This is a genomic window from Nostoc sp. JL31, from assembly GCF_017114965.1.
In the GTDB taxonomy this organism is placed as follows: Bacteria; Cyanobacteriota; Cyanobacteriia; order Cyanobacteriales; family Nostocaceae; genus Nostoc; species Nostoc punctiforme_A.
The window spans coordinates 17,870-30,158 of sequence record NZ_JABXKO010000119.1; the positions used below are offsets into that span (position 1 = coordinate 17,870).

10 protein-coding genes are annotated in these 12,289 nt (G+C 40.8%); 6 read left to right on the forward strand and 4 right to left on the reverse strand.

The window, feature by feature from the left end; translation table 11 throughout:
* The first annotated feature begins 100 nt into the window (after window positions 1-100).
* The 3 genes from HWQ43_RS31615 to HWQ43_RS31625 all read left to right on the forward strand — a co-directional run bounded on the left by HWQ43_RS31615 (window position 101) and on the right by HWQ43_RS31625 (window position 1,786).
* A complete protein-coding gene (locus HWQ43_RS31615; protein ID WP_292740988.1) occupies window positions 101-1,069 on the forward strand; it encodes an FTR1 family protein in 969 nt (322 codons plus the stop codon).
* A 21-nt stretch (window positions 1,070-1,090) separates the two neighbouring features.
* Complete coding sequence (locus HWQ43_RS31620; protein WP_292740990.1) at window positions 1,091-1,243, forward strand: hypothetical protein; 153 nt, start codon at window positions 1,091-1,093, stop codon at window positions 1,241-1,243.
* Between the two features lie 105 nt (window positions 1,244-1,348).
* Window positions 1,349-1,786 (forward strand): hypothetical protein, encoded by a 438-nt coding sequence (locus tag HWQ43_RS31625; protein ID WP_292740992.1) that lies wholly within the window; start codon window positions 1,349-1,351, stop codon window positions 1,784-1,786.
* Window positions 1,787-2,162: 376 nt separating this feature from the next.
* Here the strand turns inward: HWQ43_RS31625 and HWQ43_RS31630 are convergent, their stop codons facing one another.
* Window positions 2,163-3,098 carry an ABC transporter substrate-binding protein gene (locus HWQ43_RS31630; RefSeq protein ID WP_292740994.1) on the reverse strand — a complete coding sequence of 312 codons (936 nt, stop codon included), beginning with the start codon at window positions 3,096-3,098 and terminating at the stop codon, window positions 2,163-2,165.
* A gap of 333 nt (window positions 3,099-3,431) precedes the next feature.
* The gene (gene polA, locus HWQ43_RS31635; protein WP_292740996.1) at window positions 3,432-6,374 is read right to left on the reverse strand and encodes a DNA polymerase I; all 2,943 of its coding nucleotides are present in this window, start codon (window positions 6,372-6,374) and stop codon (window positions 3,432-3,434) included.
* A 555-nt stretch (window positions 6,375-6,929) separates the two neighbouring features.
* Between polA and HWQ43_RS31640 the strand changes: the two genes are divergently transcribed.
* Together HWQ43_RS31640 and HWQ43_RS31645 are read left to right on the forward strand one after the other, a co-directional pair.
* On the forward strand, window positions 6,930-7,631 hold the full coding sequence (locus HWQ43_RS31640) for a choice-of-anchor E domain-containing protein (RefSeq protein ID WP_292740998.1): 702 nt from the start codon (window positions 6,930-6,932) through the stop codon (window positions 7,629-7,631).
* Between the two features lie 321 nt (window positions 7,632-7,952).
* Window positions 7,953-8,804 (forward strand): Cof-type HAD-IIB family hydrolase, encoded by an 852-nt coding sequence (locus tag HWQ43_RS31645; protein ID WP_292741000.1) that lies wholly within the window; start codon window positions 7,953-7,955, stop codon window positions 8,802-8,804.
* Window positions 8,805-8,984: 180 nt separating this feature from the next.
* Here the strand turns inward: HWQ43_RS31645 and HWQ43_RS31650 are convergent, their stop codons facing one another.
* Window positions 8,985-9,932, reverse strand: a complete 948-nt coding sequence (locus HWQ43_RS31650) for a DALR anticodon-binding domain-containing protein (RefSeq protein WP_292741002.1) — start codon at window positions 9,930-9,932, stop codon at window positions 8,985-8,987.
* A 312-nt stretch (window positions 9,933-10,244) separates the two neighbouring features.
* On the opposite strand from HWQ43_RS31650, the gene HWQ43_RS31655 reads away from it, so the two are divergent.
* Window positions 10,245-10,964, forward strand: coding sequence for a Crp/Fnr family transcriptional regulator (locus HWQ43_RS31655; protein WP_012412419.1), 720 nt, complete (start codon window positions 10,245-10,247; stop codon window positions 10,962-10,964).
* A gap of 79 nt (window positions 10,965-11,043) precedes the next feature.
* Here HWQ43_RS31655 and HWQ43_RS31660 read toward each other — a convergent pair whose 3' ends face one another.
* On the reverse strand, window positions 11,044-12,090 hold the full coding sequence (locus tag HWQ43_RS31660; protein ID WP_292741004.1) for a PstS family phosphate ABC transporter substrate-binding protein: 1,047 nt from the start codon (window positions 12,088-12,090) through the stop codon (window positions 11,044-11,046).
* Window positions 12,091-12,289 lie beyond the last annotated feature (199 nt).

Here is a 12,289-nt window from a genome sequence, read left to right on the forward strand (position 1 = left end):
GGACAAAGGACTAATGACAAGGGACTAATGACAAGGGACTAATGACAAAGGACAAAAGACAAAGGACAAAAGACAAAGGACAAAAGACAAAGGACAAAAGATGAATTTTAGTACTGCTCTACCTACTTTTGTAATCACACTCCGAGAAGGAGTGGAAGCTGCCCTTGTTGTTGGTATTGTGCTAGCTTTGCTAAAAAAAGCTAAACAATCCCGACTCAACTCTTGGGTATATGCTGGTGTCGGTGTTGGTATTGTCATCAGTGCCTTAATAGGCGTGTTATTCAGTTGGATAATTCAAGTACTGGGAGCCGCGAATCCTCAATACACCACCGTAGTTGAGCCAGCGCTAGAAGGTGTGTTTAGTGTATTAGCGATCGCAATGCTCAGTTGGATGCTAATCTGGATGACTAAACAAGCCAGATTCATGAAAGCTACAGTTGAGGGAGCAGTAACAGAAGCCCTGACACAAAACTCAAATGCTGGCTGGGGTGTTTTTACTTTAATTTTAATTGCCGTTGTCCGCGAAGGCTTTGAAACTGTTCTGTTTGTTGCAGCTAATTTTCAACAGGGATTAATGCCAGCGTTGGGCGCTATTGCTGGTTTGGTAGCGGCAACTGCTATTGGAGTGCTGCTATTTAAATGGGGTGTCAAAATTAACATCCGCCAGTTTTTCCAAGTAATGGGCGTTTTATTAGTGTTGATTGTGGCTGGATTGGTAGTTTCAGCCTTGAAACATTTTGACGAAGCTGTAGCTAACCTTGCCCTTAGCAGTCGTGCTACAGAAAGCCTTTGTTTCTATTACGAACGTTTTACAAAAGTCCACTCCTGTATTTTGGGGCCAATTGTTTCCAATACTTCCACAATCTTGCCTGACGAACAGTTCCCTGGGATTATTCTCAAATCTTTATTTGGCTATAGAGACAATCTCTATCTTGTGCAAGCAGTGGGATACGTGGGATTTTTACTCACCATTGGAGGATTATATTTCCGCAGCCTTGGAGGTGCTTCTCCTGAAGGTAAAAAAAATACCCCCTTTCCTCAAAAACCAATTAGTTCTGCAAAAGATTAAAAGCACAGTCAGTTACCTCGTTTGCAGTCTTCCTTATTCCCAGTCTATGACTGGGAATCGCCTTTGGATAGCTACGCTAATGTCGATTTAGAAGTAGCTGCCTTAGTTAAAACCACAGTTAATATTTTTGCCATTGTAATTGAATACAAATATTTTCAAGTAATACCAATTTGAAAAAATAATGCAACAAATCAACTATTTGTAAAGACGCGATTCATCGCGTCTTTAGCTAAGGACGTGTTGCAATCATTAATTGAATTGGTGTAATCAAAAAAGTAAATGAGCAAAATTTTTATATTAAATTCCTTATTGTTACTTTCTCAAATACCCAATCAAGAAGCAAAATTTTTAGATTTAAAAAATAAATTAGAAAATAAAGGGTTTCAGGTAATCATTGCATTACCACCAAAGCGAGGAGCTTATGGTTTACTAAGAGAAGCTGACAAAAAAATCTGGATCAATCCCGTAGTGTTTGAATTACATATTGGAACTCAAACACTAATCCATGAAACTGTTCATGCAGCGCAGGTATGTGCCGGAAAAGGAAAAATAAAAGCTTTAGGTTTAAACATTCAACCAAGCAATTATGCTCGACCATTTTTTAGGCGCTATACCGATGTCAAACGACAAGATTTAGAAAAAGAAGCTTATGCAGTGCAAACTCAACCTAATAGTTTTGAATTAGCTATATCTCTTCTTCAACAACACTGTAAATAGCTAGTTTAGTAGATGCAAAAGCTAAAGCGCCTTTATTTAACTGCTTTTTAATACAAAGTGTTGTTGAGTAATAATATTAAGTGCAAAGAATGCTTTAAAACACGAATTTATTAATGATTTTTTAATACAAAATAACAATAAAGATGCTTTGCAGCAGTTTCAAATTAATTTGAATGTTGAAGTAATCATAGTAATTGTAAAATTGATGTTGTCTTACTATCTATCGGGTACACGCATTTATAAGACGGTTTGGAAAACTAGGTTCTCTAGTGTTAACTTGACAATTCTTTTCTCCAACTTCCTTGCTGTTTTTGATAACTCCTATAAAAATTCTCTCTTGTTGTAACTCAAATCGGCAAACAGCGTCATCAGAAAGCTAAGTACCCTGTGGTGCAAATAACGCTTGCTTAAGCTGCTGACAAGCCTTTTCTATTGCATCTATACTACCTGGATTCACCAAACCAAAATAATCAAACACATAGACTCGGTTATTTTTAGTTGCTTGTAGTTGCTGCCAAAAAGTTTCCTTTTTCAACGAATCTAAAAGCGCCGCTTCCGAATTTCCTTGTGGAGCATTAACTAAAATTATCACCTCTGGATTTGCCTCTAAAACTTTCTCAGCAGAAAGCGTCACATAGCCACCAACTGGGCTTTTTCCTTGTAAATCTGCTGCTATATTTTTCACCTGAAACTTCGCCAGCAAATCCCCTGCCCAACTATTTTTATTTGGCGCTAAAATTGGTTGACGACTAACCAGCGCTAGAGTAGAAGGACTCTGAGTTGGCTTATCTGGCAAAAAAGTTTTATAACGGTTTAACAAAGACTGAGGATCGGCATTAATTAATCCAGCCAGTTTTTTAGTAAGTTCTTCTAGAGATTCCCAGCTATTCACCTTAGTGAGCAAAGTTTGAATTCCTAGCTGCTGAATTTTTTGAATTGGAATGTTAGAAAAACCTTCAGCACCAATAACTAAATCTGGTTTGAGTGCTACCACTTTCTCTAAATTTGGCGGACTTTGACCTTCACTAACGCGGGGAATATCCTTGAATCTTGAGTCATTCTTAAATAATTTACTACCAGTGATTCCAACAATTTTTGTTTGATCGAGTCGAGAGATGATATCAGCAGAAAGAGAAGAAAGAGCAACCACTCTTTTTGCCGATTCTTTTGCTAATTGCTGAGAGTTCGTGTTAGTCGCCTCAGTGGTATTTTCCACTTTGGTTTGTGCTTGCTGAGTATTTGCAGTGGTGCAAGCAACTAAAACTATACTCAACAAAATTGCTAAAGCAGATAAGAGCCAACGACGATGCATATTAAAATTCCTTATATAACTAAGAATGGTATAACAGAATGTTTGTAAAGCCCTGGCGACTAGAAGTCGCGGCTACACAGACTTGTGTTGAGCATCTCGACTTCGCTCGATGGAGCCGGAGTCGAAATACAAAACCTGCCTCCGCAGGTTAAAGACCCTTAATTTTTTCTTAGTCCACGGAGATGGACTTTGTTTGTGTAGCCGCAATTTCCAATCGCCCAATACTTTTAAAACATCCTTTAAAATTGATATCGATTAGGCCTGTTGTAACTGCTAAGACCAATGTACGCCCATCTCAATGTAATTCTTCCAGTCCCCAATCCCCAGTTAAACTTACTTCGTCTCCATCCAATTTTCACCAACACGCGCCTCTACCAATAACGGCACACTCAACTGGACTGCATTTTCCATCACCGATTTAATTTGCACGTGTAATTCTTCCCACTCATTAGGGGGAATTTCAAACACTAATTCATCGTGAACTTGCAACAACAAACGCGCCTGATATTTCTTCAAAACCTCGTGCAATCTCACCATTGCAATTTTGATAATATCAGCATTGGAACCTTGAATTGGTGCATTAGCAGCAGAGCGTAGTAAACCTGCATCGAAAGCACCCAAATTCTTCAATTTACTCAGATCGATATCTTCTGGATTACTGCCTTTTAATTTGCGTAAACTGTTATTAGTAAAGTCAAAATAACGACGACGACCGAAAATAGTTTCTACATAACCAAGAGCGATCGCTTCTTTTTTCACTCGCTCCAAATATCCAAAAACTTTCGGATATCGTTCATTAAACCGCTTAATGAACTCGTTGGCAATGTTTTTATCTATCCCAGTTGAGCGCGAAAACCTTAGAGAACCCATTCCATAAATCACACCAAAATTGATAGTTTTTGCCATCCCTCGTTCTTCTGAGGTTATATTTTCTTTCTCAAAAACTAATCGTGCGGTAACAGTATGAACATCTTCGTTTTGCTGATATGCTTGAACTAATATCGGCTCTTGACTCAAATGAGCCAAAATCCGCAATTCAATTTGTGAGTAATCAGCAGCCACCATTAACCAACCAGTTTCAGGCAAAAACGCCTTCCGAATTTGGCGACTAAAAGCTGTACGAATAGGGATATTTTGCAAATTCGGATTAGAAGAAGATAACCTACCAGTTGATGTTGCTGCTTGATTAAAATCAGTATGCACTCGCTGTGTATCTGGACGCACTAATGCAGGTAAGGCATCAACATAAGTAGACTTTAATTTAGATAGAGTGCGATACTCAATAATCGCCTCAACAAACCCAGTGTTATCATCTTCTTGAAGTCTTTCCAGAGTTGCTGCGTCTGTAGAAAATCCTGTTTGAATTTTACGAGAATGTCTAGTACTTAACCCCAACTTTTCAAACAAGATTTGGCTCAATTGCTTAGGAGAACCTAGGTTAAAATTTTCTCCAGCTATTCCAGTTGCTTCCTCTTTTAACCTGGCTAACTCAGTTTCTAAATGCTGCGAAAGTTCTTTTAAATAAGCTGAATTAATCCGAACGCCTGTATATTCCATTTCGGCTAAAACCGCTTCTAGTGGCTGTTCGACTTCCACTAATAGCTTAGACAAAGACGGAACTTTCTCCAGATCATCACGCAATTTTGACACTAAACCAAAGGTAGAATAAGCATCCATCCCGCAGTAGTCAGCTACGGCGGGAATATCTATATCAGCGATGGTTTTGCCTTTAGGAACTAAATCTAAATAACTTTTAGCCGTCAATCCCAAATATCGCTGCGACAAATCCATCAAATTATGACTTGAATCTGGATTTAAAATGTAACTTGCCAGCATGGGATCAAACACTACTCCTGCCAAGTTAATTCCTTGACACCTGAGAACTAAGCGGTCAAATTTGGCATTTTGTAAAGCTTTGGGATAATCGGCACTTTCAAGAATTGGGCGTAATGCTTCTAGCACCAAATTTTTATGCAAATTTTCCCCAGTTTTGTGTCCCACAGGAATATAGGCTACTTCATCTGGTTGCATTCCCCAACAGCAACCAATTCCTACTAACTCAGCATCTCTTGGTTCTAAAGCGGTAGTTTCAGTATCCCAAGCAACGGGTGTTTCTGGATTAGTGAATTTTTCTAAAAGTTTCACTAACTCAGTTAGTTTGGCTTCGGTGTTGATGATGCGTGGTGTAATTGGAGAAGTAGATTGTTGTGGAACTGCTGCTGTATCACTAGCACTGAAAAACCACAGATCATTATCTTCATCAGCGCTGAATTCTGAGTTAGCAGAGTTAGTATTACTTGCGTCTATTTCTGCTTCTTGTTTTTCTTCAACTTTGCCACCAAAACGTTGCTGAAGGTCGTTTATCCTACCTAAAAAAGACTTGAATTCTAATTTTTCTAAAATTGGTGATAAGACGCTTGTATCAAACCCTTTTAATTTGCATTCTTCTAAATCAAATTCTATAGGAACATCTAAAACTATGGTTGCCAAATAGCGAGACTTCTCGGCATCTTCTTTACCGGCTGCCAGTTTTTTCTGAGTTGCGCCTTTAATTTCATCTAACGCAGCATAAACATTCTCAAGTGAACCATAAGTATTCAGCAGCTGAACTGCTGTTTTTTCTCCAATTCCCTTGACACCAGGAATATTATCTGATTTATCACCACAAAGAGCTTTGAAATCAACAATTTGTGAAGGCAAAACGCCCATCTTCTCTTTTACTTGTTCTGCTTCAAATTCCGTGATGCTATTTGTAGAGCGCTTTAGGGCATCTGGACTAAAATTTAGAACAGTGATTTCTTTGTCAGAGTCGATTAGTTGAAATAAATCGCGATCGCCAGTGAGAATCTTTACCCTATAACCAGCCGCAGTGACTCGTTGTGCTAAGGTTCCCAAAATATCATCAGCCTCGAAACCAGGGGCGGTGAAAAAGGGTAGATTGAAGCCATTCAACAACTCATGCAGGTTTTCTAAGTCGGGAATGAAGTCTTCTGGCGTTTCCGGGCGATCGGCTTTATAAGTCTCGTCAGCTTCGTGGCGAAAAGTTGCCTCAGCCAAATCAAAAGCGATCGCCATTGCTTGAGGCTGTTGTGTTGCCATGACCTCCAGCAGGCATTTCACAAAACCAAAACATATACTCGTAGGAATCCCTGCTTTAGTGCGCAGTCCTCCATCTCGCCCTTTGGCGAAAGCAAAGTATGAACGATAAGCCAGCGAGTGCCCATCTACGAGGATGAACGTGGGGCGTGTTGCAGTTGCAGAAATGATTTCAGACATAGCCCTATTTTAGCCAGAAGCTTTGTCACATAGTTAGCAATTTCAGATGCTTGTTCTGCTTGGCTTTGGTGACAATAGCCCAGTTTTGGCGTATCAATTGCTATTGAGTATAATTTTAGACAAATTGATGTTTACGCATTTGCAGCTTTAGTACGGAAGGCAAGTAGAACCAACTTTTGGTAGAGATCCCAGCTCAATTAAGTACGTGAGTATAAGTATAGTAACCAGATAGTAACTAAATGACCAACTTATCACCAGAAGTCGGGGTTCTATCTCCTGAGCCTTTTTATGTTTAATTAGGTTGACCTAGCTTACATCTCAGGAACTAACAAAAACTAGCTTAATATTTCGACATAAGATTGCCACTATGCAAAACCTCTTTGCCTTAACAAAACTTTATATATACCAATCAAAAAGTCTATTTGCCGAAGGAATTTGAACATAATAATTTTACATAAAGTTACGTGTATTTATCAAGACTACAAGAAAAGTTTCAAAGTTACAAATAGGTTAGTCATCCCGTAATGATTCGTTTCAGAAAGGCATCTTTTATCCATGACAACAAAACTATTCAACACTCTAGCTGCTGCTACAACTTTGGCAGGAATTGTTGCAACATCTGGAGCAGCTAATGCAGCTTCTCTGTCCTATACTAGTTCCACTAATTACGATTTCACAAATATCATTGATGCACCTCTGAGCGTCCAAAAATTTGACTCATCTCTGGGTACACTCAAGGGTGTAACGATAAGTTTTACTGGCGACATACTTGGAAATGCAGGTTTTGAAAACAGGAGTCCAACCGCGGCTCCGGTGACAGTCAATCTTGCTAGTCAACTCAGCTTAAAACTAAATAATCAGTCTCTGTTTGCGCTCAATCCACAAGATATATCGAGTTATCAAGCTGCTAAATATGACGGCATCACTGATTATAGTGGCACCTCTGGAAAGACTATTTCTAACTTAACTGCCACACAATCTGCTACTCAGTCTTTCACCAATACCCAATTCTTGCAGTCTTTCACTGGTAATGGCGACATAGACTTTTTGTTCTCAGCTTTAGCCAATTCTGTAGTTACGGGTTCGGGCAACATGAGATCCTATATTGATACTTATGCCAAAGCAGGTATCAAAGTAACTTATGACTACGATGCTAAAGCAGTACCTGAATCCTCTGCCACACTTGGAATTGGTTTAATTGCTGGGCTTTGTCTGTTGTCACAACGCAAAAAAAGCTGGATCAAGGTGTCCAACTAATAGACTTTCTTGAATAGATAGGTTTTTTTCATCCTATCTATCAGGCTATCTAATTTAAATAAAAAACCCGATTCTCGAAAAAATCGGGTTTTTTATTGCGCCTAGTTCATTAGCCATTATTTTTAAGACTTTTTAAGTAAATCCAAAATCCTCAAAACAAGCGTATTGCTCGCTGGGGTCAATCTAAAATCTAAAATTGTGTAAGTCAACATCCTCACAGTAAGGAAATTGGATTGACTAGAAATGCCAATTTTTTTTACTACTCCCCACTGGTCGCTAGAGCCTGTTAACCTCTTACTGGAACTTAAAATCTAGGAAATTATGCAGAAAGCATCTACTGACAATCAGGCTGCTGCAAAAGACATTAAGCTACTAGTTTTGGATATAGATGGCACGATCGCTGGACAGTCTAACACTATCAGCGAACCTGTAAAGCAAGCAATCCTTGCGGCGCAAGCACGAGGAATTCAAGTAGCGATCGCCACAGGTCGAATGTATCGTTCAGCCCTGCGCTTCCACCAAGATATCGGCTCTACCCTACCATTAATGGCATATCAGGGAGCCTGGATTCAAGATCCAATCACCCAAAAAATTCATCGCCATTGGGTTGTTTCCAGGGAAATCGCCCACCAGTTACTCGACTATTTTGAACAACCTGAGTTGCGATCGCTTCTATCTGTTCACTTTTACATCAACGATCAGCTATACGTTCGTGAGTTAACCAGAGAAACCAAAATTTATGCAGAACGTTCTGGTATTATTGCGATTCCTGTAGGTGATTTGCGTCAAGCCTTAACGAATGAACCGACAAAAATTCTTGCTTTGTCTGATGACACTGACTTAATCGATAAACTATTAGGAAATTTGCGCCGCCAATACACACCGGCTGAACTTTATATGACGACCTCTGTTGCTACTTTTTTTGAAGCAACTAACGCCTCTGTAAATAAGGGGACTGCTATACGTTACCTAGCTGAAGAGTTGCTGGGATTACAATTAGCCAACGTTATGGCGATTGGCGATAACTTCAATGATGTGGAAATGCTGGAGTATGCCGGACTTGGTGTAGCTATGGGCAACGCACCAGCAGGAGTGCAAGCGATCGCTAAGTGGGTAGCTCCTAGCGTAGAGGAAGATGGGGCAGCAGTAGCAATTGAAAAGTTTTTACTATAGTGAAGGCATTTTTTCAAATCTAACCCATATAAATCAGAAAGGACACCGACGACTGGCCGTGTTTCGTCTCGGTGCCCTAGCTGGTTCGCTCCTCACACACCTGCTAATGTATCCGAGGTGGTGCATTGAGTCAATAGCTATATAAAAAGTTTTTATTTTTGCCTAAGCAACATTACCGATTTATAACTCCAAGGGCGCAAAAACCCCCAGGTTTTTCTCTAGGACGAATTTTAATACTGACTGAGTAGCCATGAGCAATCCGAGTCTAGCTTGGGCCAGTTCTGGTGACATAATTTTCACCTCACCCCAAATCCGGCAATTAGACCAAAACTTTTCAAAAGCTTGGCTCAAATTCAGCGCTACTTTTTCCCATTTCACAGAACTGCTAACATCAGGGCACTCTATGTTGTCTACCACTTGTATTAATTCGCCAATTAAACGACGCTCATCTGGGTGATTGAGTCGTAGTATTCCGTCGCAATTAAGCCAAGGTAGGGGGTGAGGAGAGATAACATCCCAAAAAGCTGGACTAGTATTTGGAACTGGTTCTCTAAGTTTAATCAATCCCTCTCGATGAGCCAGCAGCACTAGCGAACAGCAGCGTGCATGAGTATATTCAACAGCAAACAATGAATTGGGCATTGGGGATTGGGAAAGAGGAGGCAGGAGACAGAAGTTCTTTAATTTTGAATTTTGAATTTTGAATTTTGAATTGATTTCTCCCCCTGCTCCCTGCTCCCTGCCCCCCATCTCCCCCTCTTCCCCCAAACTCCCGACTACGAGACTTTGTAACCAAGTCGCTAAGGTTAAGTGAGTTAATTCAAAATTTATCCAACCAGGGGGAACTATTTGGATGTTAAAAACGTCCTCACAAATCCCTGATAAATCTGAAGCGATCGCACTGGCAAGCTCCATCGCTTTTCGATTCTGAGATTTTGATAGTCGCAGTGACACATTTGAAGTGTATAAAACTCTTTTATCATCTCTATCTTTATATAGAGGAATTTTTTCCCCTTTTATGCATCTATTTTCTGAATTATAAGTATCAATGCTTAGTGATTTTATTAGATAACTATACAATAGCTGTTTGATTGACGTATATTTGCTAACTGGTAATTTATAATACACGTAATATTATTTAAATAGTCATGTAATATATATTTGTTATATTTCTGTCATCTATCTTGCGGTATAAATTTAATTTAGATGAAGAAAAATGAGAAGAGGATAAAATTTGATGAATAATCGATGAATAGTAAGTAAACTTTACTACCACCATTGTACAGTAGGAAGTATAACAAAAGAGTAGAGAGTAATTTGCTTTCTATTCTTTGGATTGGCTGGCGCTGTTAGGCGTTAAGCCTGCCTCGTCAACACAAAGACACTCCTTGCACCCTTTTATTTACGTCTTTGTCTTCAGCCGAACGCTCTTTGTTACCTATGCAATCTCCATCCTCCTTTTCTGAGGCATCACGGCCTTTTTTGACTTGGCAACGCATTCTTGACTGGGCTCAAGAACACTATCGCTGCCGCACCTTTAGCAAAGATGAGCGCATTCCAGCCCGGCCTGGATTGCTGTATTTGGTGCAAAGGGGCGCGATCCGGATGGTAGGAACCGCCCAAGTTAGTGCGACTGCTAGTCAGCTAACGTCTCGACGAATCAACAGAACTCCAGAAGAAGCGTTCTTGGGTTTTGTAGGAGCGGGACAGCCATTTGAAATCGTTGCTCAATCACCATTCACACTCCAGGCTTACGCCCATGTCGATCAAACTGCGGTGTTGTGGATGTACTGGCACGATTTAGACAATTGGCCTCACTTCCGTCGCGAAGTTATGGATGCCTTTAGGTATCAGCACCAGCGTAAGCTGCTGTGGCTGAGTGCCTTGGGACAACGCCGCACAATTGACCGACTCTTAGGATTTCTCACATTGTTAATTGAGGAATATGGAGAGCCAGCAATGAGCGACACTGATCCTGATGTGATTCGCGGTTATTGTCTGCCCTTTCCCCTCACTCATGCCCAAATTGGTAGCGCGATTGGTTCCACTCGTGTCACCGTCACCCGCTTGATGGGTAAGCTGCGTCAACGTGGTTTAATCTTGACTCAAGGCGATAATCTCATTTGCTTGCCAGCAGAGTCGATTAATAGAGCTGGTTAAGGTACAGTTCAGAGCGGCGATTTCCGCCACTCTGTCTTGAGTGCGATGGGCTAAACCCCGCCACAGGCGATCGCAGGTGTCAGCGAATTTTGACAAACCCCGCTTGGGTAATCAGTTGCTGTCCCTGCTCGGTCAGCAGTAAGTTGGCGTAAGCGACACCTGCTTGCTGCTCAGTCTGACCATTCTGTTTGACCACCACAAACAGATTGCGGGTAATTGGGTATTTTCCTGATTGGAAAGCATCAATGTTCAACTTGTTCCGTTTACCAGGACATTCAGACGGGAGGACAGAAGGTTCTTGGTATGGAGCAATGTATTGCCCTTGCGTGCGCCCCAACGGCAAGGCTTTGATTGAGCATTGAGGAATCACCTCTGGGGCAGAAGCGTAATAGATGCTACCAGGACTATTAGCCAATTTTTGCAAGGCTTGGGTGGTTGTGGAGATAAATTCTACATTGGAGCTGAAAGCTTGACCACCCAAGATGTCTTGGACAAAAAGTTCGACAGTACCGCCATCAGCAATGCGACGGGAATAGGGCTTGATCGGGATATTGGGGCCGCCCACCTGGCTCCAATTATTGATTTTGCCTGTGTAAATTGACTTTAACTGTTCTACTGTTAATCCTGGGATATTCAGGTTGGGGTTAACTGCAACCGCTAAACCATCAATTGCCACAGGAATTTGTTTCAAACTGAACCCACGCTGCTGGGCACGGCTTAATTCCTGATCTAGAACTGGTCGGGAGGACTGGGCAAAGGCTAGTTGACCGTCTATCAAGGACTGAATACCAGTACCAGAACCAGGCGATGCATTGCTGGGTTCTACATAGCGCAGCCGTAACTCTGTCCGCGCGGCTTGAATTGCTGGATCGACTACTAGTCGAATCGGTGCCCAAGATGTACTGCCTCCGTAATTGAATAATCCTGTAGGAACATCCTTGACTGAAGTGAAAGTATTGCCAGTGGGTTGTTCCGATCCAGTTTGGGGCGTTTTGGTGTTACCAGAATTAATAGTATTTAGATCGACACCAGATTTTCTAGTAAACCACCAAAAACCGCCAGCTATTAGCCCAACGGTTATTAGGATGGATAATACAAGAATAGTTGTTTCATTTTTTTGGGACATAGTATAATTACCCGCGCGTCCATTCAATATAAGTGCTTGACTTGACAAGTGCTTGCTACTTGAGATTGTATTTGGAGGACGGGGATTTTGTTAGCAAATCCTAACTTCTGGGTAATTTAGAAGTCAAGGTATAATAAGTTTCATTTGGATTATTTGTCTATTATTTCAAGGTTTGAGTGGTTGTAAGAATAAATTGACA

Excerpts from the sequence above, each read along its gene's own strand:
- HWQ43_RS31615 (WP_292740988.1), top strand. The coding sequence starts at position 101 with ATGAATTTTAGTACTGCTCTACCTACTTTTGTAATCACACTCCGAGAA.
- HWQ43_RS31645 (WP_292741000.1), top strand. The coding sequence starts at position 7,953 with ATGCAGAAAGCATCTACTGACAATCAGGCTGCTGCAAAAGACATTAAG.
- HWQ43_RS31640 (WP_292740998.1), top strand. The coding sequence starts at position 6,930 with ATGACAACAAAACTATTCAACACTCTAGCTGCTGCTACAACTTTGGCA.
- polA (WP_292740996.1), bottom strand. The coding sequence starts at position 6,374 with ATGTCTGAAATCATTTCTGCAACTGCAACACGCCCCACGTTCATCCTC.
- HWQ43_RS31625 (WP_292740992.1), top strand. The coding sequence starts at position 1,349 with ATGAGCAAAATTTTTATATTAAATTCCTTATTGTTACTTTCTCAAATA.
- HWQ43_RS31630 (WP_292740994.1), bottom strand. The coding sequence starts at position 3,098 with ATGCATCGTCGTTGGCTCTTATCTGCTTTAGCAATTTTGTTGAGTATA.
- HWQ43_RS31655 (WP_012412419.1), top strand. The coding sequence starts at position 10,245 with ATGCAATCTCCATCCTCCTTTTCTGAGGCATCACGGCCTTTTTTGACT.
- HWQ43_RS31660 (WP_292741004.1), bottom strand. The coding sequence starts at position 12,090 with ATGTCCCAAAAAAATGAAACAACTATTCTTGTATTATCCATCCTAATA.